This is a genomic window from Mycobacterium sp. VKM Ac-1816D (assembly GCF_000416385.1).
Taxonomy (GTDB): domain Bacteria; phylum Actinomycetota; class Actinomycetes; order Mycobacteriales; family Mycobacteriaceae; genus Mycobacterium; species Mycobacterium neoaurum_A.
The window spans coordinates 1-24,203 of the sequence record NZ_AOHQ01000105.1 but is presented as its reverse complement, the minus strand read 5'-3'; the positions used below and the strand labels follow the sequence as shown (position 1 = coordinate 24,203).

The following is a 24,203-nucleotide window of genomic DNA, read 5'->3' as shown; positions in this document are numbered from 1 at the left end:
GTGGTGTGACGCCATTCACCCGTGACGAATTGGCCGAGGCCTACACCACCTTCGAGAAGACCGTGGCTCGGGCCGCGACCACCAGGGACTGGGACCCGTGGGTGGACCAGTACACCCCCGATGTCGAGTACGTGGAGCACGCCGCAGGCACGATGCGCGGCCGGGAACAGGTGCGGCCGTGGATCTGGAAGACGATGGAGACCTTCCCGGGTAACCACATGACCGCCTTTCCGTCGCTGTGGTCGGTGATCGACGAGGGCACCGCGCGAGTCATCTGCGAACTCGACAATCCCATGCGTGATCCCGGGGACGGCACCATCATCAGCGCCACCAACATCTCGATTCTCACCTATGCCGGTGATGGTCTGTGGCGCCGGCAGGAAGACATCTACAACCCGCTCCGGTTTGTCTCCGCGGCCATGAAGTGGTGCAAGAAGGCGCAACAACTCGGGACCATCGACGATGAGGCCGCCGAATGGATGAAGGGTATGGCGCGATGACGGAGACGTCCCCCGTTCTGGTGATCGGCGCGAACGGCTATCTCGGCTCGCATCTGACCCGACAGCTGGTGGCCGACGGCCACGATGTGCGGGTGATGGTGCGTGCGGGCGCCAACACCGTCGGTATCGACGACCTGGATGTGCAGCGCTTCGTCGGAGACATCTGGGACAACGATGTGTTGCGCGCCGCGATGACCGGTGCGCAGACGGTCTACTACTGCGTGGTGGACACTCGGGGCTGGTTGCGTGATCCGTCGCCGCTGTTCCGCACCAATGTCGAGGGCACGCGCAACGTGCTGAACATCGCCGTCGAACCCGAGATTGCCTCCGGTTTGCAGAAGTTCGTGTTCACCAGCAGCTATGCCACGGTCGGGCGGCGTCGCGGACGGACCGCCACCGAGAATGACGTCATCGGCCGCCGGGGCCTCACCCCGTATGTGCAGTCGCGCGTGCAGGCCGAGAACCTGGTGCTGTCGTATGCCCGCGAGCGGGGGCTGCCCGCGGTGGCGATGTGCGTGTCGACGACCTACGGCGGCAAGGATTGGGGTCGCACCCCGCATGGAGCGATCATCGCGGGCGCGGCCTTCGGGAAATTGCCCTTCGTGATGAGCGGTATCGAGCTGGAGGCCGTCGGCGTCAACGATGCTGCGCGGGCGTTGATCCTGGCCGCCGAGAAGGGGCGCGTCGGCGAGCGATACCTGATCTCGGAGAAAATGATCAGCAATGCCGAGGTGGCCCGGATCGCCGCCACCGCAGCCGGTGTCGCACCGCCCGCGCGGTCGATCCCGTTGCCATTGACCTACGTGCTGGCCGCGCTGGGTACCGTCAAGGGGCGGCTGCGAAAGACCGACGAGAAGCTCTCGCTGGCCTCGTTGCGGCTGATGCGCGCCGAGGCGCCGGTCGACTGCACCAAGGCCCGCAGTGAACTCGGTTGGGAGCCAACGCCGGTGGAGGACTCCATCGCCGAGGCGGCTCGGTTCTGGGTAGAGCTGCGCAATTCGCGCAAGCGAACCTAGCCGGCGCGCCCTGGTCCTTCAGAAGGGTGGCGGGTGGGCGTCGATGGCCGCGCGGTTGTGTGCGCGTTCGTGGGCTATTCGGTAGGCCCGGTTTTGGGTGCGGGTGCGGGATCGTGTGGGGGCGGCCTGTTCTCGGCCCAGTGTCGGTGGTGGCATATCGGTGGTGCCGAGTTCTGCGGTGGGCGCCGCTAGCCGAGGGAAGAACAGCGCGCCTTCGGGTGTGGTCGTGTAGACCCGGCCGTTGGGGGCGGTGAGGGTGCCGTCGGGGTGTTGTTGGTCGGTCCAGCCGCTGGGCCCGCAGTGGAAGGTCTTGATCAGGTGGTGGATGCGGCAGTACAGCTTGGTGTTCGACGGATGGGTGGGCCCGGCCGGCCAGGGTGTGGTGTGGTCGATGTCGCAGCGCGCCACCGCCACGGTGCAGCCGGGCCAGCGGCAGGTCAGGTCGCGGCAGCCGACGAAATCGGCCAGCGCTCTGGATGGGTGATAGCCGGGTTCGCCACCCAGGTCGGCTGGGTCGGGGACGGGTCGGATCTGGGCCGCCGGTAGCAGGTCGGTCAGTTGGTTGGCGGTGATGGGCCCGTACCCGGGGATCAGCGCCGGTCGTGGTGTCTTCGCCGGACGCGGCGCGCTTGAGGGTGCAGCGGACTCTTCGGCCGGGCCGCCGCGTTCAGCCTGTGCGGCGGCCACCGTGTCGCGCTCGGCGAGCACGTGGATCACGAACTGACCCGTGGCCACCTTGTTGCCTGCTGCCGGGCAGTCTGGGCGTCCGCACTGGCACGCGATCCTGGCCGCCCGTAATGCCAGGGCGTCGAGGGCGTCGGCGCGGCGTTGGGCGTGGGTGCGCGGATCCTGCGGGCACACGGTGCGCGCCAACGCCTCGACAGTCTGGTCGAACACCGCACCCTTGGCGGCGTCGACGAGCCCGTAGATTTCGACCATCCCGTCCCCGACCGGGGCGACGGTCAGGTGGCGGCGCCGCCGAGTCTGCCGGGCCCGGCGGACCGTGACGGGGTCGATCTCGATGATCGTCCAGTCGATCAGTTCGGCGATCCGTTCATCCGACAGTGCGTTCCACGAGGGTGCGGCCGCGGCGAGCTGGGCATCGATGATGGCCGTGATGTCGGGATCGGTGATCAGTGCGCACCGGTGCAGGATGACTCGCAGCACCCGCAGATCCACCCCACCCCTGGCGAACACTTCGGCCAGCGCGGGCAGACGGGTGAGCAGGTCGCGGCCCTGGGTGATCAGCGTGCAGGCCCGGCCCCGGCTGATCCCGAGCTCCGCACCCAGTTCGGCGGCCACCAGTTCCCAGTCATCGACGATCAGATCCTGCAACCCGTGCCCGAGCTCGACCATCCGAGCCAACGCGAACCGGCCCGCCGCCACCACCTTCGCCGCCACCGCCACCCGTTCGACGTGCAGCTGAGCACGCGCGGCATCGAGGTGAACCCCCACCCCCGACCGTTCGCTCATACGCTCGATGGCGCCACCAGGGTATGACAACTCATGCGAGCCCGCGGGCGGGGTGGGGGCACCGGTACTCCGCGTCAGCCCTCGGTAGGCCCCCGGATGCCGAGGACAGGTTGTCGCGGACCGCCGAGATTGAAATCGGGACACCAGGGGGAGTGGCCGTCGTGATCGCGCCAGGCGACCTGCATCCCGCGAACGGGTCCGCCGTGGTAGGCCACCGCCCACCCCATGTGCACATCGGGTGCGCTCACCTCGACGAATTCGGCCACCACATCGTCCCCGAAGTCCATGGTGTCGCCGGGCAACGGCTCAGTCTCGTGCACCATGTAGTGAGCCGCTGCGTTCAACAGACCCAGGGAACGTTCCGGCGGCAGGCCGGTGATGAGTAGTTCCGGCAGCCCCGCATCGGCCAAGCCGATGGTGTACGCGAATGGTGGATCGGTCTCGACGTACTGCACGGCCCAGCCGGTCTTTCTCGCCGCGCGGCGCAGGACTTCCAGATAGTCGGCCCGGGTGGCTCCGGGATGATCGCATTGCCAGCACATGATGTGCCCCTTCCGTGAGTGCTTGGGCCCCACCATCCGCCTGACCACCGACAACGCGACTGGCAGAATCGTCAGGTGCCCACGATCAACGGTCAGGTATCGCACTGGTTCGACACGCTTCCGACGCCGCGCCCCGGACTGCCGGGTGATCGCGACGCCGATGTGTGCATCGTCGGCGCCGGATACACCGGATTGTGGACGGCCTATTACCTCAAGAGGGCCGACCCGTCCTTGCGGATCATCGTGCTCGAGGCACGGTTCGCCGGCTACGGTGCGTCCGGGCGAAATGGTGGCTGGCTGTCGGGCCTGGTTCCCGGGGACCGGAACAGGATGGCGAAAAGCCATGGCCGAGAGAAGGTTATCGCCTGGCAGCAGGCGCTGAACGACGCCGTCGACGAGGTGATCGCGGTCGCGGCCGCCGAGGGCATCGACGCCGGGGCCGTCAAGGGTGGGAATCTGGAAATCGCCCGCAATCCCGCGCAGGCCGCCCGGCTGTCCGCCGCCGTCGCCGAGGAACGCAGGTGGCTCAACGACGTCACCGAGCTGACCAAAGAGGAAGCGGCGCAACGGATCGCATTCGACGGAATGCTCTCGGCCTACCACACCCCGCACTGTGCGCGCATTCAACCGGCGGCGCTGGTTCGTGGCCTGGCCGACACCGTGGAACGCCTCGGTGTCGCACTCTACGAGCGGTCTCCTGTCCACGAGATCGTCCAGGGTCGCGCCGTCACGGTGAGCGGGACCGTGCGGGCCCCCATCGTGCTACGCGCCACCGAAGGATTCACCTCGGCGCTGCCGGGTCTGCACCGCCGCTGGCTGCCCATGAACAGTTCGATGATCGCCACCGAGCCCATCCCCGTCGCGTTGTGGGATGAGATCGGTTGGGGGGAAAGAGAGCTCGTCGGCGATACTGCGCACGGCTTCTTCTATGCCCAGCGCACCGTCGATGACCGAATCGCCATCGGCGGGCGCAGTGTGCCCTACCGGTTCGGTTCGCGCACCGACAATGACGGCCGGGTGCCCGCGCGGACCATCCGATCGCTGACCGAGGTGCTGCACTCGCTGCTGCCCCAGGTGCGTCAGGTTCCGATCGCCCACGGCTGGTGTGGGGTTCTGGCGGTACCGCGGGACTGGGAGGCCGGGGTGGCGCTGGATCGCGCGAGCGGCCTCGGCTGGGCGGGCGGCTATGTCGGGCATGGGGTGACGGCCACCAACCTGGCCGGGCGCACGCTGGCCGACCTGGTCCTCGGGCACCGCACCGAGCGCACCCAATTGCCGTGGGTCGGTCACCAGTCGCGCAACTGGGAACCAGAACCGTTGCGCTGGCTCGGGGTCCGTGGTCTCTACACCGCGTACAAGGTGGCCGATCGACACGAAGCGCGCAGCGGATCCGCGAAGACATCACCGATCGCGCGAGTGGCCGATCTGATCACCCGCAAACCCTAGGCTTCCGCGCGCTCCTTGAGGCGCTGCAGAGTGAGCCGGATGTGTTCGGCATTGGCGTTGTCACGGTCACTCACGCCGGTGGCGAGCCCGGCGAACTTCTTGAACCACCCGGCGCGCCGGTCCCAGACCGATTCGGTGACCGTGCACCCACCCTCGGTGGCGACGATGTCGTAGCGCCAGTGCGCGATCGGCAGCATCGCCGACTTCACGTCGAAGGCGAACGCGCTACCGGGATCGGCCGCGGTGACGGTGCAGGTGGTGCTCCACGACTTCGCACCGTTGCGGTTCCGGCCCCTGAACACCGCGCCGGGTGCGGCTGCGGACCCCTTCGTCCACGACATGGCGTGCACCTCCTCGGCCAAGGACGCCATCGTCGGTAGGTCGGTGATCAGCGAGTAGACCGCGGCGGGTTCGGCAGCGATGGTGACGGATGCTTGGACCGGTGCGCTCATGCAGCGAATGGTAACCGCCGGCCGGTGACGGGAATCACGGTCGCCACCGCTGTGTTGAAGTGGCCATGACAGCCCGGCAACCCCGGCAGCCCAATGCCGAGCATCCGATCACCATCACGCCCACCGGACGGCGGGTCACCGTCACCGTCGGCGATACCGTCGTGGCCCGTACCGATGACGCGCTGACCCTGCAGGAGGCCAGCTATCCGCCGGTCCAGTACGTCCCGCTGGCCGACGTCGATCCCGCCGTGCTCTCCGCCAGCGCGACGACCACCTACTGCCCGTACAAGGGCGACGCGAACTACTACAACGTCGGTGACGTGCCCGATGTCATCTGGAGCTATCGGCAGCCCTATCCCGCGGTCGCCGAGATCGCCGGCCGGGTCGCCTTCTACCCGGACAAGGCACGCGTGGAACTGTCCTAGATTGAGTGGCGTGCCGTCCGCCACGCTCAGGTTCGACGGGCCCGTCAGTCCCGGTCTGACGCTGGCCCCGTTGCGACGTGGCGGCGGCGACCCGTGCTATCAGATCGTCGGCACCGACATCTGGCGGACATCGCTGATGCGCACCGGCCCGGTCACTGCCCGCATCGCCAAGACCGCCGTCGACACGGTGGAGTGCGAAGCATGGGGAGCCGGGGCGGCCGAGTTCATCGACGGGCTGCCCGTATTGCTGGGCGTCGACGACGATGACGCCGGATTCATGCCCACCGACCCCACCATTGCGGCGGCGCGCCGGCGGGTGCCGCACCTGCGTCTGGGCCGCACCGGCCGGGTGCTGGAGGCCCTGATCCCGGCGATCATCGAACAGCGGGTATACGGCAAGGACGCATTCCGGGCCTGGCGCATACTGACCACGAAGTTCGGCGGCCCGGCCCCTGGTCCGGCGCCGACCGGTATGCGCGTCCCGCCGAGCGCGGAGGTGTGGCGGCGCATTCCGTCCTGGGAGTTCCAGCTGGCCAACGTGGACCCCGGCCGGGCCCGAACCGTCGTCGGGAGTGCGCAGCGCGGCGACGCGTTGGAACGGTTGACCGCCGAGAACGCGGTGCGCGGTCTGAGATCGCTGCCGGGCGTGGGGATATGGACCGCTGCCGAAACGGTGCAGCGCGCTTTCGGTGACGCCGACGAAATCTCGGTCGGTGATTACCATCTCGCCACCACGGTCGGACTGAGCCTGCTCGGCGTCCCGATCGACGACGCCGCGATGGTGGAGTTGCTCGAGCCGTTGCGGCCGCATCGTCAGCGCGCGGTGCGACTGCTCTACGCCAGCGGGCTCGCGATCAACCCGCGCCGGGCACCGAGACAGGCCATTCCCAATCTGCGGGCGCTCTGATCGGCCGGTGATTACCGGGCGGCGCGGTTGGGTAAACGAGCGTCGGGCACGTCGATGCCGAAGACAAACACGACGTCACGCGAAGGAGCGACCATGACTGCGTTCACCATCCCTGGACTGACCGACAAGCAGGGAGCCGAGGTGGCCGAGCTGCTGCAGAAGCAGCTCAGCCGCTACAACGACCTGCACCTGACCCTCAAGCACGTGCACTGGAATGTCGTGGGGCCGAACTTCATCGGCGTGCACGAGATGATCGACCCGCAGGTCGACCTGGTGCGTGGGTATGCCGACGAAGTCGCCGAACGTATTGCGGCACTCGGTGCATCACCGCTCGGAACGCCGGGTGCGATCATCAATGATCGCAGCTGGGACGACTACTCGGTGAACCGCGACAAGGTCCAGGCCCATCTGGCCGCCCTGGACCTGGTCTACACCGGCATCATCGAGGACACCCGTAAGAACATCGAGCGTCTCGATGACATCGACCTGGTCTCCCAGGACATGCTCATCGGACATGCCGGCGAGCTGGAGAAGTTCCAGTGGTTCGTCCGTGCGCACCTGGAGAGTGCCGGCGGCACCCTGGTGCACGAAGGGAAGTCCACCGAGAAGGGTGCCGCCGACAAAGCCCGCTGACATCGGCTCCGCCGACAGGCCCGCTGACGTCGCTCAGCGCGCGTCGAGCTCGTCGTCTCGAACCGGACGATCGGCCAATTCCTCTGCGACACCGAACAACAGCGGATAGGCGACTCCGGCTATGGCCGCTCCCACCAGCGGGGCAAGCCAGAACAGCCAGAGTTGGCTGGGCGCTCCATCGGCGTTGAACAACGCGACGCCGGTGGAGCGCGCCGGGTTGACCGAGGTGTTCGAGATCGGAATGGAGATCAGGTGGATCAGGGTGAGCGTCAATCCGATTGCCAGCCCGGCAAACCCCTTCGGAGCGCGATCGTCGGTCGAACCGAGGATGACCAGCAGGAAGATGAAGGTCAGCACCACTTCGGTGATCAACACCGCCCATATCGAGTATCCGCCGGGTGAGTGCACGCCGTATCCGTTGGCGGCCATGTTCCCGGTGGGGCTCCAGTCCGGCGCCCCGCTGGCGATCGCGTAAATGATTGCACCGCCTGCGAACCCGCCTATCACCTGGACAATCCAGTACGGCAGCACCGCGCTCCACTCCACGCGCTTGGCCAGTGCCGCACCCAGTGTCACAGCGGGATTGAAGTGGCCGCCTGAAATGGTGCCGAAGGCGTACACGCCGGTGAGCACCGTGAGCCCGAACGCCAATGCGACACCGAGGAAGCCGATGCCGAGCGACACACCGTCGCCGGCGAGGAACTTGGCGGCGAACACAGCACTACCGCATCCGCCGAGCACAAGCCAGAAGGTGCCGATGAACTCGGCTGCGAGTCGATGTGTCATGGTGGGTGTGGACATGGCGGTTGTGGACATGGCGCCGCTCCTAGGTCGGGCAACAGCTGATTCGCCGAGAGTCCCACCGTGGGCGCGCCGTTCGGACCGGTTGAGACCCGATCGCTTCGCAATGGAGATGCGGCGCCGCTGAATCTCCACCGCCGCGTGACCTAGTCCCGGTACGCCGTCAGACGGGCCGTCAGGGCCAGTCGGCCATTGGCGTCGATGCCCTGGGCTTCGGCCACTCCGCTGCTCCGCCCGGCGTGCAGCGCAGTCCCGCGGTAATGAGCCTGCCCGCCGCCGATCAGCCGGCGCAGATAGTTGATCCGCAGTGACGCGGTGTGGAGTGGGGGCCGCGCCGGGTCGGTATTCAGTGCTGCGGCGGCCACCAGTTCCAGGCCGGCGGCCACGATTCCGCCGTGCACCGCGCCGAGGTGGTTGTTGATCGCCGGATGCGCATGCTGGCGGAGTACTCGCGCGTCGCCCGCCGCACCTCCGGCCTCGGCCACCTCGACGGCCAGCAGATCGCTCAGTTCGGTCGGCAGAATCGTGTCGGCGTCCGGCTCCGGGTGAGGCAGATTTGCATTGCCCGAAGCGGCTTCGATGTAGAAGGAACGTATGGTGGCATGGCCGATCGGCCGGCCGTCGTGCGTGAGGTCGCATACCGACAGCGACGTTCCGGCCGGGACGCCGAGCGTCCGACTGGTTGCCACGATCGGCGCAGCGTTGTCGGCAGTCAGCGTGTGGTGCGCGCCCGGGCAGAATTCGATTGTCAGTTCACTGGTTACCGTCCAACGGCCGTCGGGCCGCCGAGCGTGGTTGGGGTAGCCGGCGATGTGATCCACCAGGACGCCCAGCGCTGCCATGCTCGGTGCCCCGGTGAACGGATTGCGCCATGCGGCGACCGGTAGGGCTGCCGAATACGTGGTCGGTCCCTGCTCGACATCGTGGATGCCGAAACGGCCGGTCGGGGTGTTCAGTGGATATGACATCACCGTTCAGCTTCACCCCGCCGGACGCGGCCCGTACCACTGGGGGGTATCCGCGGGATTGTCTAAGAATCTGGCTAGTCTTTGAGCAAACTAATGACGCATAAAAAGTGCAGTTCAAAGCCTATTGTATTCTGTGTGGCAAACATTTTGACCGAGGGTGCCAAGAGTGACTGTCGGGCGGCGGTGGCGCGCGGCCGCGGGAGGTGTTGCGAAATAGATTGCCGGACAACGTTATCGGCCGATGTGTGGCGTGGCCGTGCAGGCGTAGAGAAAAGCGGGCCATATAGTCTAGTTAGGGCTGGCTAAGTTGGCATGCCTTGCGGTCTTTGTCATATCGTTTTGGCAACTTGTGGCGAGTGGGTAAAAGCCGTCGTTCAGTGCTGCACGAAGGCGCCGCGAACGCCAGGCCACTGGTAACTGCCGACAGTGGACGCCGATTCACGCAGGCATGAGAGTAAGGGTCAGGTGGATTACCGATGGGAAATGTGCCCAGCGGCCTCTACAACCCCGCATACGAGCACGACTCATGCGGCGTGGCCATGGTGGCCGATATGCACGGTCGCCGCAGCCGCGACATCGTCGACAAGGCGATCACCGCGCTGCTGAACCTGGAGCACCGCGGTGCCGCCGGGGCCGAGCCCAACACCGGTGACGGCGCGGGCATCCTCATCCAGGTTCCCGACGAGTTCCTGCGCGCGGTGATCAAAGAGCAGGGCCTGAGCTTCGAGCTCCCCGCCGAGGGCAGCTACGCCACCGGTATCGCCTTCCTCCCACAGTCCGCCCGCGACGCCAACCTGGCCTGCGAGGCCGTGCAGAAGATCGTCGAGGCCGAGGGGCTGCAGCTACTGGGCTGGCGCGACGTCCCGCACGACGATTCCTCGCTGGGCGCGCTCGCCCGCGACGCGATGCCGACGCTGCGACAGGTCTTCATCGCCGGTGCCTCCGGCATGGATCTGGAGCGCCGGGCCTACGTGATCCGCAAGCGCGCCGAGCACGAACTGGGCACCAAGGGGCCCGGTCAGGACGGCCCCGGGCGCGAAACCGTCTACTTCCCAAGCCTTTCCGGACAGACGTTCGTCTACAAGGGCATGCTGACCACGCCGCAGTTGCGCGCCTTCTATCTGGACCTGCAGGACGAGCGGCTGACCAGCGCACTGGGCATCGTGCACTCGCGGTTCTCGACCAACACCTTCCCGTCCTGGCCGCTGGCGCATCCGTTCCGCCGCGTCGCCCACAACGGTGAGATCAACACCGTCACCGGCAACGAGAACTGGATGAAGGCCCGTGAGGCGCTCATCCACACCGACGTTTTCGGATACCACAACGACCTGAACAAGATCTTCCCGGTCTGTACCCCCGGCGCATCGGACACCGCCCGTTTCGACGAGGTCCTCGAGCTGCTGCACCTGGGCGGGCGAAGCATCGCGCACGCGGTGCTGATGATGATCCCGGAGGCCTGGGAGCGCAATACCGAGATGGACCCCGCGCTGCGGGCGTTCTACCAGTACCACGGCTCGCTGATGGAACCGTGGGACGGCCCGGCATCGGTCTGCTTCACCGACGGCACCGTCATCGGCGCCGTGCTGGACCGCAACGGCCTGCGCCCCTCGCGCATCTGGGTGACCCAGGACGGCCTCGTCGTGATGGCCTCGGAGGCCGGCGTGCTGGACCTCGACCCGTCCACCGTCGTGCAGAAGATCCGGTTGCAGCCGGGTCGCATGTTCCTGGTCGACACCGCGCAGGGCCGCATCGTCTCCGACGAGGAGATCAAATCGCAGCTCGCCGCCGAGCATCCGTATCAGGAGTGGCTGGACGCCGGTCTCTTCCACGTCGACGATCTGCCGCCCGGTAAGTACGTCAAGATGCCGCACCACCGCGTGGTGCTGCGTCAGCAGGCGTTCGGCTACACCTACGAGGAGCTCAACCTGTTGGTGGCGCCGATGGCGCGCACCGGAGCCGAGGCGTTGGGCTCGATGGGCACCGACACCCCGATCGCCGTGTTGTCGCAGCGGCCGCGGATGCTCTACGACTACTTCCAGCAGCTGTTCGCCCAGGTGACCAACCCGCCACTGGACGCCATCCGCGAAGAGGTGGTGACCAGCCTGCAGGGCACCGTCGGCCCCGAGGGCGACCTGCTCAACCCGGACGAGAACTCATGCCGTCAGATCGTGCTGCCGCAGCCGATCCTGCGTAACGCCGATCTGTCCAAGCTCGTCGACGTCGACCCCGACCATGAGATCAACGGCCACCAGCACGGCATGCGTGCGGCCGTGGTGAGCTGCCTGTACCCCGTCGCCGATGGTGGTGCCGGTCTGCGCCGCGCGCTGGAGGACGTCCGCACCAAGGTCAGCCAGGCCATCCGCAATGGTGCCCGCATCATCGTGCTCTCCGACCGCGAATCCACCGAGTGGCTGGCTCCGATCCCGTCGTTGCTCTCGGTCGCCGCCGTGCACCATCACCTGGTCCGCGAGCGCACCCGCACGCAGGTCGGTCTGGTCGTCGAGTCCGGTGATGCCCGCGAGGTGCACCACATGGCGATGCTGTGTGGTTTCGGCGCCGCCGCGATCAACCCCTACATGGCCTTCGAGTCGATCGACGACATGATCGACCGTGGCGTCATCACCGGCCTGTCCAGCGACGCGGCCAAGGCCAACTATGTCAAGGCCGCCGGCAAGGGTGTGCTGAAGGTGATGTCGAAGATGGGCATCTCCACCCTGGCGTCCTACACCGGCGCCCAGCTGTTCCAGGCCATCGGTATCAACCAGCGGGTGCTCGACGAGTACTTCTCCGGGTTGCACTGTCCCACCGGCGGTATCGACCTCGACGATATCGCCGCCGATGTCGCGGCCCGCCACGAGCTGGCCTACCTGGACCGGCCCGACGAGTGGGCGCACCGTGAGCTCGAGGTCGGCGGTGAGTACCAGTGGCGCCGGGAGGGCGAGTATCACCTGTTCAACCCCGACACCGTGTTCAAGCTGCAGCATTCGACCCGCACCGGGCAGTACGAGGTGTTCAAGCAGTACACCAAGCTGGTCGATGACCAGAGCGAGCGGATGGCCTCGTTGCGCGGCCTGCTGAAGTTCAAAGAGGGTGTGCGCGAACCGGTGCCGCTCGACGAAGTCGAGCCGGCCAGTGAGATCGTCAAACGCTTCTCGACCGGTGCCATGAGCTATGGGTCCATCTCGGCAGAGGCGCACGAGACGCTGGCCATCGCCATGAACCGCCTCGGCGGACGCTCGAACTCCGGTGAGGGCGGCGAGAGCGTCGATCGCTTCGAACCCGACGAGAACGGTGACTGGCGGCGCAGCGCCATCAAGCAGGTGGCTTCGGGCCGGTTCGGCGTGACCAGCCACTACCTGACCAACTGCACCGATATCCAGATCAAGATGGCCCAGGGCGCCAAACCCGGTGAGGGCGGCCAACTCCCGGGTCACAAGGTGTACCCGTGGGTCGCCGAGGTGCGGCACTCCACACCGGGTGTCGGCCTGATCTCCCCGCCGCCGCACCACGACATCTACTCGATCGAGGATCTGGCGCAGCTGATCCACGATCTGAAGAACGCCAACCCGTCGGCGCGCATCCACGTCAAACTGGTCAGCGAGAACGGTGTCGGCACCGTAGCCGCGGGTGTCTCGAAGGCGCACGCCGACGTGGTGTTGATCTCCGGGCACGACGGCGGTACCGGTGCCACTCCGCTGACCTCGCAGAAGCATGCCGGCGCCCCCTGGGAGCTCGGACTTGCCGAGACGCAGCAGACCCTGCTGCTCAACGGTCTTCGCGATCGCATCGTCGTCCAGGTGGACGGTCAGCTCAAGACGGGTCGCGATGTCGTGATCGCCGCCCTGCTCGGCGGCGAGGAGTTCGGATTCGCCACCGCGCCGCTGGTGGTCTCGGGTTGCATCATGATGCGGGTGTGCCATCTGGACACCTGCCCGGTGGGTGTGGCCACCCAGAACCCGGTGCTGCGCCAGCGCTTCAACGGCAAGCCCGAGTTCGTGGAGAACTTCTTCATGTTCATCGCCGAAGAGGTTCGGGAACTGATGGCGCAGTTGGGTTTCCGCACCGTCAACGAGATGGTCGGCCAGGTAGGTGCGCTGGATACCACGGAGGCCGCCGCGCACTGGAAGGCGCACAAGCTCGACCTCGCGCCGGTGTTGCACGAGCCCGAGTCGGCGTTCATGAACCAGGACCTCTACTGCAGCTCGCGTCAGGATCATGGTCTGGACAAGGCGCTTGACCAGCAGCTGATCACCCAGTGCCGCGAGGCGCTGGATGCCGGCACGCCGGTGCGGTTCACGACAAAGATCGCCAACGTCAACCGGACCGTCGGCACCATGCTGGGCCACGAGGTCACCAAAGCCTATGGTGGCGAAGGACTTCCCGACGGCACCATCGACATCACCTTCGAGGGTTCGGCCGGTAACAGCTTCGGGGCGTTCGTCCCGCGCGGTATCACGCTGCGGGTGCACGGTGACGCCAACGACTATGTCGGCAAGGGTCTTTCCGGTGGCCGGATCGTGGTGCGTCCGCCGGGCAACGCGCCCAGTGACTATGTGGCCGAAGACAACATCATCGCGGGCAACGTGATCCTGTTCGGCGCGACCACCGGGCAGGCGTTCCTACGCGGTCAGGTCGGTGAGCGGTTCGCGGTGCGCAACTCGGGTGCCCACGCCGTCGTCGAGGGCGTCGGTGACCACGGTTGTGAGTACATGACCGGTGGCAAGGTCGTAATTCTCGGCCGCACCGGACGCAACTTCGCGGCAGGTATGTCCGGCGGTGTCGCGTATGTCTACGACCCGGACGGCCGGCTGCCCGGCAATGTGAACGGCGAGATGGTCGATCTGGACGACCTGAGCGCCGAGGACCTCGAGGTGTTGCAGGAGATGATCGTGGCGCATGTCGATACGACGGATTCGGCGGTGGGCCGCCGGATCCTGGCCGACTGGGATGGTGCGGCCAAGCAGTTCGTCAAGGTGATGCCCCGTGATTACAAGCGGGTGCTGGTAGCCATCGAGGAGGCCGAGAACTCCGGCCAGGACGTGGGCGAGGCGATCATGGCGGCGGCCCGTGGCTGATCCGAGCGGTTTCCTCAAGCACACCGTCCGTCAGACCCCGGTCCGGCGGCCGGTCGACCTGCGCCTGAAGGACTGGAAAGAGGTCTACGAGGACTTCGACCACGAGACCCTGCAGGTGCAGGCGTCGCGGTGTATGGACTGTGGTATTCCGTTCTGCCACAACGGTTGCCCCCTGGGTAACCTGATCCCAGAGTGGAACGACCTGGTGTACCGGGACCGCTGGCGCGACGGTATCGAGCGGTTGCACGCCACCAACAACTTCCCGGAGTTCACCGGGCGGCTGTGCCCCGCGCCGTGCGAGGCGTCCTGCGTGCTGGGAATCAACCAGGACCCGGTGACCATCAAGCAGGTCGAGGTCGAGCTGATCGACAACGCCTTCGACCAGGGTTGGGTCACGCCGATGGTCCCGACCGTGCGGACCATGAAGAAGGTCGCCGTCGTCGGGTCGGGCCCGGCTGGGCTGGCTGCCGCGCAGCAATTGACCCGGGCCGGCCACAGCGTCACGGTGTTCGAGCGGGCCGACCGTATCGGTGGGTTGCTGCGCTACGGGATCCCCGAATTCAAGATGGAAAAGCGGCATATCGACCGCCGGCTGGAGCAGATGGCGGCCGAAGGCACGCAGTTCCGCACCGGTGTGAACGTCGGTGTGGACATCACCGTCGAGCAATTGGACGAGGAGTTCGACGCCGTCGTGCTCGCCGGCGGTGCTACCGCCTGGCGAGACCTGCCGATCCCCGGACGTGAACTCGAGGGCATCCACCAGGCGATGGAGTACCTGCCGTGGGCCAACCGCCTGCAGCAGGGTGACGATGTCGCCGGGGCTGACGGCGAGCCGCCGATCACCGCCAAGGGCAAGAAGGTCGTCATCATCGGCGGCGGCGACACCGGTGCGGACTGCCTGGGCACCGCGCATCGGCAGGGGGCGCACAGCGTCCACCAGTTCGAGATCATGCCCCGCCCGCCGGAGACCCGGGCCGAGTCGACCCCGTGGCCGACGTATCCGCTGATGTACCGGGTTGCCTCGGCGCACGAAGAAGGTGGCGAGCGCGTCTTCTCGGTCAACACCGAAGAGTTCCGCGGCGCCGACGGTCGGGTGACCTCGCTGAAGGTGCACGAGGTCCAGATGAAGGCCGGGAAGTTCGAGAAGGTCGAGGGTTCGGATTTCGAGCTCGAGGCCGACATCGTCTTCCTGGCGATGGGCTTCGTGGGTCCCGAGCGCGAGGGCCTGCTCAACGAGCTCGGCGTCGAGCTGACCGATCGCGGCAATGTCGCCCGCGACGAGGACTTCCAGACCAATGTCCCCGGCGTGTTCGTCGCCGGTGACATGGGCCGTGGGCAGTCCCTGATCGTGTGGGCGATTGCCGAAGGCCGGGCCGCCGCGGCGGGTGTCGATCGTTACCTGATGGGTGAGTCCGCGTTGCCGCGACCGATTGCGCCGACGGCGGCGCCGCAGCGCTGAGGGTGTGCGCTGGAGGCCTATCGATTGGCCAGCAGCTACCTACTCTTAGTCACATCAGCAACATCAGTCACACCAGAAACATCCGATTTTTAATCGGCGTGCCGGTTGGTGTTAGCCGCGTCACAGGTGTCTAATGGCGGCACAGGGGTCGTCGGGTAAAGTGACCCCACGGTGCAGCTATTCGCCGACCGTAGGAGTTCCTACCGTGTACATGACACCCAATTCGCGGTCGCGGGTGAGTCGAATCGCCTGGTCATGGCTACGTCATCCCCGTCGCAGCCGCGATTTCCCAGCTAAGCACGAGCGGCTCATCACGTCCGCAGAGTTACTTCGATACGGCTGCTGATCCGGCCCGCCGGCGAGCGGCGGACCGGATCGAGCGAGGTTTGCCGAATCGTAATAATTTCGTGACCGTCATATTTAGGGACGTGTCAGCAGCCCCGAATCCCTGATGGTTTCGGCGAGCGGTTCCAACACCGCGGGGTCGTACGGCGGCGGCAGGTAGATGATCGCGAGGTCGAGGCCTTCGGCGCCCAGCGCTATGGCGTCTTCGACGACTCGGCGATAGTTGCGATCCTCGCCGAGCCGGATGTGGGCCGACAGCGTGATCTCTTTCGGGTCGCGACCGATATCGGCGCAATGCGCTGCCAGCACATCGCGCTTGCGGGCGAATTCCTCCGGTGTGCCGCCCACGAAGTTCCAATGGTCGGCGTACTTCGCGGTGATCCGAAGAGTCCGCTTCTCGCCGCTGCCGCCGATACAGAACGGGGGGTGCGGCTGCTGCAGGCCCTTCGGCTCGTTGCGGGCGTCCTTGAGTTGGTAGAACTTGCCGTCAAATGTGGTGGATTCCTGGCTCAACAGGCCCTTGAGGACCTCGCAGGCCTCCTCGAAGCGGTCGAAACGCTCCTTGATGGTGCCGAGTTCGATGCCATAGGCACCGGACTCCTCTTCGTTCCAGCCGGCACCGATCCCGAGCTCGAGGCGGCCGCCCGAGATGATGTCCAGCGCCGAGGCCATATTGGCCAGCACGGCGGGGTGTCGGTAATGAATACCGGTGACCAGCACCCCGACCCGCAGCCGCTCGGTGGCCTGGGCGAGCGCGGTCAGCGTCGTCCAGCCCTCGAGGCACGGGCCGCTCGAATCGGAGAAGATCGGATAGAAGTGGTCGAAGGTCCACCCTGACTGGAAGACGTCGATGTCATCGGCGGTCTTCCAGATGGCCAGCATGTCCGACCAGGTGGTGTTCTGCGGCGAGGTTTTGAAGGCAAAGTCCACACTTGGGGAACTCGTCACGTTGCCGAGAAATTCCGGCCTGCGTCACTGTCCTCGCGGGACGAGCGAGCGCAGTGCATCAGATTTGCGGCCGGGAGCACACTGGAGGCATGGATCCCGTGCAGGCCCTTCGCCGGATTGCCTACTACAAGGATCGCGCGCGCGAGGATTCGCGGCGCGTGATGGCTTACCGCAAGGCCGCCGATGTGGTGGAGGCCATGACGCCCGAGCAGCGCGAGAAGGTCGGCAAGGCGAACAGCTGGCAGACGTTACCGGGCATCGGTCCCAAGACCGCCACGGTGATCGCGCAGGCGTGGGCCGGCCGCGAGCCCGAGACGCTGGTCGCGCTGCGCGAGTCGGCGGCCGACCTCGGTGGTGGCGAGATCCGCGCCGCACTCAAGGGAGATCTTCACCTGCACTCGAACTGGTCGGACGGTTCTGCCCCGATCCCGGAGATGATGTCCGCCGCAGCCGAACTGGGCCACGAATACTGCGCGTTGACCGACCATTCCCCGCGGCTCACGGTGGCCAACGGACTGTCGGCAGAACGTCTACGACGTCAACTCGACGTCATCGACGAACTGCGCGAGCAGTTTTGGCCGATGCGCATCCTCACCGGGATCGAGGTCGACATCCTCGATGACGGCACCCTGGACCAAGAGCCCGAGCTGCTCGAGCGCCTCGACATCGTCGTCGCCAGCGTGCACTCCAAGCTCAAGATGGATGCACCGTCGATGACGCGCCGGATGGTGCGCGCGGTCAGCGGCGGCCAAGCGAACATCCTGGGCCATTGCACCGGTCGGCTGGTAGAGGGTGGCCGGGGGATGCGCCCGGAATCGCAGTTCGACGCCGAAGCGGTCTTCACTGCTTGCCGGGATAATGGTGTTGCGGTGGAGATCAATTCGCGGCCCGAGCGACGCGATCCGCCCACCCGGCTGCTCGATCTGGCGCTGCAGATCGGGTGTGACTTCTCCATCGACACCGACGCGCACGCCCCCGGTCAGCTCGACTTCCTGGGCTATGGCGCGCAACGGGCACTCGACTCCGCGGTCCCGCTGGATCGCATCGTCAACAGCTGGTCGGCGGATCGACTGTTGGCGTGGGCGTCAGCCCGCTGACCGGCGCTCAATCCGGCAGCATCGGCATCTCCAGTCCCGGGTCGCGGCCCAACAACACCCCACGGGTGACCGAGGCGTTGCCGAAGCGCTGGCGGACCTCGTCGACGGCCGCGTCCAGCGCATCGTGATCAGCCGGCGCGCCAAAGGGCAGCTCCAGCTGTGCGGCACCATCGCGATCGATATTGGACACCGCGAAGCCGACCAGCGACAGCCCGCGTTCTGCGATCAACGGGGCGGCGGCCGTCACCAGGTCCCGCGCCGCCGCCAGCACCGCATCGGTGGACGAGGTCGGTCTCGGCATGGTGTGCGACCTGGTCACCCGGCCGAAGTCGGCGAACCGTAGGCGCAGTACGACCGTGCGCCCGGTGCGTCCCGATGCGCGCATCCGTCGGGTGATGCGGTCCACGAGATTGATGACGACGGCATCGATTTCGGCCGCGGACATGTCGCTGCCCGACCGCCCCAACGCCCGCTGCGCCCCCACCGAGCGTCGCCGCACGCCGGAGGTGACCCGGCGGCGGTCGATGTTGTGCGCCAGGGCGAACAGTTGCCTGCCCATCGCGGGGCCGACCATGGCGCCCAGGGACGTCTCGCTGAGTTCGGCGACATCGGCCACCGAGTGAATACCGTGTGCGCGCAGCTTGTCGGCGGTCTTGGCGCCGACGCCCCAGAGTCGACGGACCGGCAATGGATGCAGAAAGGCCAGTTCGCCGTCCGGCGGGACGAGGAGCAGGCCGTCGGGTTTGGCCTCCTGGCTGGCGACCTTCGCCAGGAATTTCGTGCGGGCGATCCCGACGGTGATGGGCAGCCCGACGTCCATGCGGACCCGATCCCGCAATTGCGCGGCGATCTGTACCGGCGTGCCCGACACCCGGCCGAGCCCGCCCACGTCGAGGAAGGCTTCGTCGACCGACACCGGTTCGACGAGCGGCGTGGTGTCGTGGAAGACCTCGAACACGGCGCGGCTCGCCTCGGAGTACGCCCGCATCCGCGGGGGGACGACGATGGCCTGTGGGCACAGGCGCTTGGCCTGGTGGCCGCCCATCGCCGTGCGCACGCCGTAGGCCTTGGCCTCGTAGCTGGCCGCGAGCACCACTCCGCCGCCGACGATGACCGGCCGGCCCCGCAGGCTCGGGTCATCGCGCTGCTCGACGGAGGCATAGAACGAGTCGAGATCAGCGTGCAGGATGACCGCCTTGTCAGCCGACGATCCAGCCATCGCACCGGACACGAACATATGTTCGCATCCGGCCCCGACAAGATCAGGGTGCGGTGCCGTAGATGCTGGTCAGCCAGATGTGCGTGAGGGTGTCCACCACGCGATCGTGTTGGACCGACGGTCGGTCTTCGGCGAGGGCGGCCATCATCATCTTCTCGTTCATCAGGTTCAACGAGGTCGCGAGATCGAGGGCGGGCAACGTGTCCGGGGCCGCGCCGCGCTGCCGTTCGGCGTTGATCAGGGCGGCGGTCAATCCGATCCACTTCTGCATCAGGCCGGCCCAGACGGCCCGGAATTCGGGAACGCTGTGGACGGCCTCGACCCCGGCGCGCGCGGTGGCCGGGTGTGACCCGAAGGAGCTGAAGAAGATCTCGATACCGCGCCGGATCGCCTTGTGCGGTTCGGCGGGCATGGTGTCCATGGCGTTGTCGAAGCCGGTATCGGCGCGCTTGATCAGCGGATCCATCAGCGACAGCAGCACCGCCTCCTTGGAGGCGAAGTAGAAGTAGAAGGTCGGGCGCGAGATGCCGGCCCCTTTGGCCAGGTCGTCGACCGATATATCAGAGAAGGACCGCTCCTGGATCAGCCGGGATGCGGTGTCCAGGATCGCCTGCTGCCGTTCGTCCCCGGAGGGCCGCGCGGCACGACGTCCGCGACTCGGGCTGGCGGTGGTCACGGCCCAACCTTAACACCGTGTCGACTTTCTCGACACACCGTTGACTCAGTCAACACCATGTTGATACCGTCGGTCCCATGAACGAACACTTCGACGTCGTGATCGTCGGTGCCGGCATCTCCGGTATCAGCACCGCGTGGCATCTGCAGGACCGCTGCCCGTCCAAGAGCTATGTCATCCTGGAGCGGCGGGAGAACATCGGCGGCACTTGGGATCTTTTCAAGTACCCCGGTATCCGCTCCGACTCCGACATGTTCACCCTCGGGTTCCGGTTCAAGCCGTGGACCTCGTCCCGGTCGATCGCCGATGGCGCCTCGATCTGGAACTACATCAACGAGGCGGCCGTCGAGAACGGCATCGACAAGCACATCCGCACGGGTCAGAAGGTCACCGCGGCGGACTGGTCCGATGCCGACAACAGGTGGACCGTCACCGTCGAGGTCGACGGCCAGGAGAAGCAGATCACCGCTTCGTTCCTATCGGTCTGCAGCGGCTACTACAACTACGACGAGGGCTACTCGCCGACCTTCGCCGGCGCCGAGGACTTCACGGGCAAGATCATCCACCCGCAGCACTGGCCGGAGGACCTGGACTACGCGGGCAAGCGGATCGTCGTGATCGGGTCCGGCGCGACCGCCGTGACCCTCATTCCGTCGCTGGTCGACGGGGGAGCCGGTCATGTCACCATGCTGCAGCGCTCGCCGACCTACATCGGGGCCCTGCCGCTGGAAGATCCGGTGGCGGCACAGGCCAACAAGTATCTGCCGAAGAACATGGCGCACTTCGTGAATCGCTGGAAGGCGATCGGCTATGCCACCGGCCAGTATCAGATCGCTCGGCGATTCCCGTCGGTGTTCAAGCGTGCGCTGCGTCAGATGGCCACCCGCCGACTGCCCAAGGATTTCGACTACGACAAGCACTTCAGCCCGCGCTACAACCCGTGGGACGAGCGAGTCTGCCTGGCCCCCAACGGTGATCTGTTCAAGACCATCCGTTCCGGCAAGGCCGATGTCGTCACCGACACCATCGAGCGCTTCGACGAGACCGGAATCCAGCTGACCTCCGGGCAGCATCTGGACGCCGATATCATCATCACCGCAACAGGTTTGAACATGCAGCTGTTCGGCGGCGCCAAAGCGCTGCGCAACGGTGAGCCGATCGACCTGACCAAGTCGATGACCTACAAGGGTCTGATGCTCTCGGGTGTGCCCAACATGGCGATCACCTTCGGCTACACCAACGCGTCATGGACGCTCAAGGCCGACCTGGTGTCCGAGTTCATCTGCCGGGTGCTGAACTACATGGACGACAACGGATTCGACCGTGTCGAGGCGCAGCATCCCGGATCGGCGGTCAAGGAAGAGCCCTTCATGGACTTCACCCCTGGCTACTTCCGCCGGGCCATGGACACACTGCCCAAGTCGGGTTCGGAGGCGCCGTGGCGGCTCAAGCAGAACTACTTCATCGACCTGCGCACCATCCGGTACGGCAAGGTCGACGAGGAGTCGCTGCTGTTCACCAAGCACCGCGCGGCCGTCTCGGCCTGACCCTCAACAGACGCGTATCCCCCCCGAAATGAACACATTTCGGGGGGGATACGCGTCTGCTCGCCAGTGGGAGGTGCCCAGTTCGCGCTACGTAGCGGGGGCGACGGGGCTTATGCGCCGCGTCCGGCGACCGGGCCTATGCGCCGCCTCCGGCGACCGGGCCTATGCGCCGCGTCCGGCGACCGGGCCTATGCGCCGCCTCCGGCGACGACCACAATCCCGTCCTCGTCGCTGTAGGCGATCTCCCCGGGAACGAACGTCACGCCACCGAAGCTGACTTCGATATCGCGTTCTCCGGCACCGGTTTTCGTTCCCTTGCGCGGATTGGTGCCCAACGCCTTGATGCCGACGTCGATGGTGCGCAGCGCCGCCGCATCCCGCACCGCGCCGTGCACGATCACCCCGGCCCAGCCGTTGTCGGCCGCGAGCCCGGCGATGATATCGCCGACCAGTGCGGTGTGCAGCGAACCGTTCCCGTCGACCACCAGGACGCCGCCGTCACCGGGGGTCGACAGGATCGACTTCAACAGCGCGTTGTCCTGGAAGCACCGCACGGTGGTGATCGGACCGGCGAACGCGGCGCGTGCACCGTAGTTGCGCAACTGGAGATCACAGCTGCGGACGTCGGGGTAGATCTCGTCGACCAGATCGGCCGTGGCGCGGGGCTGGACAGTCATTCCATGATGCTAGCGATGACGATGTCGTGCACGAACTGGGCCAGCCCCGGTTCGACATCGTCGTAGTACGCGGTGAATCTGGAATCGGTGAGGTACATCTCGACCAAGTTCCGGTGCATCTGCCCGCCGCAGTCGTAGAAGCGCTCGATCGCGGCACGGTGCCGGGCGGCCAGCGCGTCGGCCTGCGCTGATCCCGCCGTGACCCCGGCCCGCTTGGCCGCGGCCAGATCCGCCAGCAGGGCATCGCCTTCGGCCTTGATATCCATCCAGTCCTGCTTGCTCAGCTGCGCGACGCGCCGCCGGGACTGCTTCCACTCCGCGGTTTCACCCCAGCGCTGTTCGGCCTCGACGGCATAGTCGGTGCCGAATGCGGTGGTACCGAATATCTCGACCTGCTCCTGGGCGGTCAATTGGATGCCTGAGCGGTGTGCGTCCATGAGTTCCTCCACTGCCTTGATGGTGCGCTGCAGCCCCTCGGCACGCTCCAGTAGCAGCGCGTGCTGACGGCGCAGCAGAGACAGCTCGTCGGCCTCGGGGTCGTCGAGCAGGACGCGGATCTCCTCGAGCGGTAACCCGGCCTCGCGGTATACGAGCACCAGGTGCAACCGCTCCACGTCGGCATCGGTGTAACCGCGATAACCGGCGGCGGTCCGCACGCTCGGCACCACCAACCCGATGTGGTCGTAATGATGCAGAGTGCGCACGGAGACGCCGGTGAGTGCGGCGACACTGCCGACGGTCCGTTCGTCCATGTCTCCGACTATGAGCTCTGACGCCACGTCAGGGTCAAGTGCGGATCAGGAGTGGTTGTCTCCGCGGCGGGACAGCAGGACCACGATGACGGCGAGCAGCCCGACGGCGACGGCCACGGCCAGCGGCAGCCGGGACTGATCGGGTCCGACGGCCGGTGCGACAACCGGGCCCGGCGTCGCGGCCGCGACAGTCGACTTGGCCTGGGCGGCAACTTCTTTGGCAGCTACCTTGGCGATCGCTGTGGGAGCCGCCGGCGCCGGGGTGGCCTTGACCGGTGGCGCCTTCTTGGCGGGGGCCTTCTTCGCAGGCACGGCCTTCTTGGCCGGGGCAGCCTTCTTCGCCGGCGCGGCCTTTTTGGCGGGGGCCTTCTTGGCGGGTACAGCCTTCTTGGCCGGGGCGGCCTTCTTCGCGGGCGCCTTCGTCACCGGCTCAGCCTTCTCGGCCGGCGCCGACTCGGCGGGCCCGTCCGCGGGCAGAGCCGATTCAGCCGGGTCCTTCTGCTCGGGAAGGTCCTGCTCGTCGGCCATGTCTGTTGCTCCTTTGCAGGAAGTGGTCGGAATTCCCATCATGCCAGCTCCCGGATTCGGCTAGCCGGTCACCGCCAGCGCGGCCGCCAACATCAGCGCCACCGCCATCAGTGCCAGCTCTATGCCCGAGCGCCGACTGGAGCCCTCGGCGCTCACCCGGTGCCCGCGCGCCGACGGCACCCATGACCGCCGGTTCCGCCAGGCCAGCACCATCAACGCCGCGGTGACCGCCACCTTCGCCAGCAGCAGCCGCCCGTAGCCCGTCGACACCAGCGCCGACACGGAATCCAGCGGAACCGCCGCCGCCGCACTCACGATGCCGCCCGCGATCAGGACCAGCACACACCACAGCGACAACATCGAGAACCGCGGCAACAAGCGCGCCCACTGCCCACGGTGCCGCACCGTCAGCAGCATCGCTGCCAGCAGCCCACACCACACGGCCGCCGCCAGGACGTGCAAGGTGACCGCCACACCGCCGAGCGGGCTTTCGGAAAGGTGACCGGACAGCGTGCGTGCGGCAAGGCCCAGCGCGGCGATACCCGTGATCGTCGCCGATGCCACGGCACCGCGCGCCGCGATCGCGGCCGCCCCGACCGCGGCGGCACACAGCACCGTGATCAGGTCGGCGCGGCCGGCAACGGTCGCCGTCGCGTACTCCAGCGTGGTACCGACCGCGAGATCACCGATGCCCACCGCTGCCGTGGCGGCGGCCGC

22 protein-coding genes are annotated in these 24,203 nt (G+C 66.8%); 10 read left to right on the top strand and 12 right to left on the bottom strand.

Translation table 11 applies throughout. The annotated features are described in order from the left end of the window. Positions 1-5: 5 nt before the first annotated feature. A complete protein-coding gene (locus G154_RS02290) occupies positions 6-500 on the top strand; it encodes a nuclear transport factor 2 family protein (RefSeq protein ID WP_019510613.1) in 495 nt (164 codons plus the stop codon). Beyond that, complete coding sequence (locus G154_RS02285) at positions 497-1,516, top strand: NAD-dependent epimerase/dehydratase family protein (RefSeq protein WP_019510614.1); 1,020 nt, start codon at positions 497-499, stop codon at positions 1,514-1,516. The genes G154_RS02290 and G154_RS02285 overlap by 4 nt, the downstream gene beginning before the upstream one ends. Before the next feature lie 18 nt (positions 1,517-1,534). Here the strand turns inward: G154_RS02285 and G154_RS02280 are convergent, their stop codons facing one another. Together G154_RS02280 and G154_RS02275 are read right to left on the bottom strand one after the other, a co-directional pair. After that, entirely contained in the window at positions 1,535-2,989 is a 1,455-nt protein-coding gene (locus G154_RS02280) for an HNH endonuclease signature motif containing protein (protein ID WP_019510615.1), read from the bottom strand. Positions 2,990-3,063: 74 nt separating this feature from the next. Then, the gene (locus G154_RS02275) at positions 3,064-3,531 is read right to left on the bottom strand and encodes a DUF4262 domain-containing protein (RefSeq protein WP_023985015.1); all 468 of its coding nucleotides are present in this window, start codon (positions 3,529-3,531) and stop codon (positions 3,064-3,066) included. A 75-nt stretch (positions 3,532-3,606) separates the two neighbouring features. Here G154_RS02275 and G154_RS02270 point away from each other — a divergent pair, with 75 nt between their 5' ends. Then, on the top strand, positions 3,607-4,977 hold the full coding sequence (locus G154_RS02270) for an FAD-binding oxidoreductase (RefSeq protein WP_019510617.1): 1,371 nt from the start codon (positions 3,607-3,609) through the stop codon (positions 4,975-4,977). Here the strand turns inward: G154_RS02270 and G154_RS02265 are convergent. After that, on the bottom strand, positions 4,974-5,429 hold the full coding sequence (locus G154_RS02265) for an SRPBCC family protein (RefSeq protein WP_019510618.1): 456 nt from the start codon (positions 5,427-5,429) through the stop codon (positions 4,974-4,976). The two genes, G154_RS02270 and G154_RS02265, sit on opposite strands and share 4 nt — an antisense overlap. 65 nt (positions 5,430-5,494) lie before the next feature. Here G154_RS02265 and G154_RS02260 point away from each other — a divergent pair, with 65 nt between their 5' ends. From G154_RS02260 to G154_RS02250, 3 genes are all read left to right on the top strand, one after another. Beyond that, on the top strand, positions 5,495-5,854 hold the full coding sequence (locus tag G154_RS02260) for a DUF427 domain-containing protein (protein WP_019510619.1): 360 nt from the start codon (positions 5,495-5,497) through the stop codon (positions 5,852-5,854). Positions 5,855-5,864: 10 nt separating this feature from the next. Next, complete coding sequence (locus G154_RS02255) at positions 5,865-6,761, top strand: DNA-3-methyladenine glycosylase (protein WP_019510620.1); 897 nt, start codon at positions 5,865-5,867, stop codon at positions 6,759-6,761. A 93-nt stretch (positions 6,762-6,854) separates the two neighbouring features. After that, positions 6,855-7,394, top strand: a complete 540-nt coding sequence (locus tag G154_RS02250; RefSeq protein WP_019510621.1) for a Dps family protein — start codon at positions 6,855-6,857, stop codon at positions 7,392-7,394. 33 nt (positions 7,395-7,427) lie between these two features. Here the strand turns inward: G154_RS02250 and aqpZ are convergent, their stop codons facing one another. Both aqpZ and G154_RS02240 read right to left on the bottom strand, forming a co-directional pair. Further along, on the bottom strand, positions 7,428-8,195 hold the full coding sequence (aqpZ, locus tag G154_RS02245; RefSeq protein WP_019510622.1) for an aquaporin Z: 768 nt from the start codon (positions 8,193-8,195) through the stop codon (positions 7,428-7,430). A 146-nt stretch (positions 8,196-8,341) separates the two neighbouring features. Then, positions 8,342-9,163, bottom strand: a complete 822-nt coding sequence (locus tag G154_RS02240) for a PaaI family thioesterase (RefSeq protein WP_019510623.1) — start codon at positions 9,161-9,163, stop codon at positions 8,342-8,344. Positions 9,164-9,639: 476 nt separating this feature from the next. On the opposite strand from G154_RS02240, the gene gltB reads away from it, so the two are divergent. Together gltB and G154_RS02230 are read left to right on the top strand one after the other, a co-directional pair. Further along, positions 9,640-14,238 carry a glutamate synthase large subunit gene (gene gltB, locus G154_RS02235; RefSeq protein ID WP_023985014.1) on the top strand — a complete coding sequence of 1,533 codons (4,599 nt, stop codon included), beginning with the start codon at positions 9,640-9,642 and terminating at the stop codon, positions 14,236-14,238. Beyond that, positions 14,231-15,697 (top strand): glutamate synthase subunit beta, encoded by a 1,467-nt coding sequence (locus G154_RS02230; RefSeq protein ID WP_019510625.1) that lies wholly within the window; start codon positions 14,231-14,233, stop codon positions 15,695-15,697. The genes gltB and G154_RS02230 overlap by 8 nt, the downstream gene beginning before the upstream one ends. 420 nt (positions 15,698-16,117) lie before the next feature. Here the strand turns inward: G154_RS02230 and G154_RS02225 are convergent, their stop codons facing one another. Further along, complete coding sequence (locus tag G154_RS02225) at positions 16,118-16,972, bottom strand: LLM class F420-dependent oxidoreductase (RefSeq protein ID WP_019510626.1); 855 nt, start codon at positions 16,970-16,972, stop codon at positions 16,118-16,120. A gap of 107 nt (positions 16,973-17,079) precedes the next feature. On the opposite strand from G154_RS02225, the gene G154_RS02220 reads away from it, so the two are divergent. After that, the gene (locus G154_RS02220) at positions 17,080-18,087 is read left to right on the top strand and encodes a PHP domain-containing protein (RefSeq protein WP_019510627.1); all 1,008 of its coding nucleotides are present in this window, start codon (positions 17,080-17,082) and stop codon (positions 18,085-18,087) included. 7 nt (positions 18,088-18,094) lie between these two features. On the opposite strand, the gene dinB is transcribed toward G154_RS02220, so the two are convergent. Beyond that, positions 18,095-19,324 carry a DNA polymerase IV gene (gene dinB / locus G154_RS02215; RefSeq protein ID WP_019510628.1) on the bottom strand — a complete coding sequence of 410 codons (1,230 nt, stop codon included), beginning with the start codon at positions 19,322-19,324 and terminating at the stop codon, positions 18,095-18,097. 25 nt (positions 19,325-19,349) lie between these two features. Further along, positions 19,350-19,982 (bottom strand): TetR/AcrR family transcriptional regulator, encoded by a 633-nt coding sequence (locus G154_RS02210; RefSeq protein WP_019510629.1) that lies wholly within the window; start codon positions 19,980-19,982, stop codon positions 19,350-19,352. A 77-nt stretch (positions 19,983-20,059) separates the two neighbouring features. On the opposite strand from G154_RS02210, the gene G154_RS02205 reads away from it, so the two are divergent. Then, positions 20,060-21,529, top strand: a complete 1,470-nt coding sequence (locus G154_RS02205; protein WP_019510630.1) for an NAD(P)/FAD-dependent oxidoreductase — start codon at positions 20,060-20,062, stop codon at positions 21,527-21,529. A gap of 188 nt (positions 21,530-21,717) precedes the next feature. On the opposite strand, the gene rraA is transcribed toward G154_RS02205, so the two are convergent. The 4 genes from rraA to G154_RS02185 form a co-directional block, all read right to left on the bottom strand. Then, complete coding sequence (gene rraA / locus G154_RS02200; protein ID WP_019510631.1) at positions 21,718-22,206, bottom strand: ribonuclease E activity regulator RraA; 489 nt, start codon at positions 22,204-22,206, stop codon at positions 21,718-21,720. Continuing rightward, positions 22,203-22,958, bottom strand: a complete 756-nt coding sequence (locus G154_RS02195) for a MerR family transcriptional regulator (RefSeq protein WP_019510632.1) — start codon at positions 22,956-22,958, stop codon at positions 22,203-22,205. The genes rraA and G154_RS02195 overlap by 4 nt, the downstream gene beginning before the upstream one ends. A 45-nt stretch (positions 22,959-23,003) precedes the next feature. Next, positions 23,004-23,486: a hypothetical protein gene (locus G154_RS27275; protein ID WP_019510633.1), complete on the bottom strand. Its 483-nt coding sequence runs from the start codon at positions 23,484-23,486 to the stop codon at positions 23,004-23,006. A 60-nt stretch (positions 23,487-23,546) separates the two neighbouring features. After that, the coding region (locus G154_RS02185; protein ID WP_036478824.1) for a CopD family protein at positions 23,547-24,203 on the bottom strand (657 nt) is incomplete at its 5' end.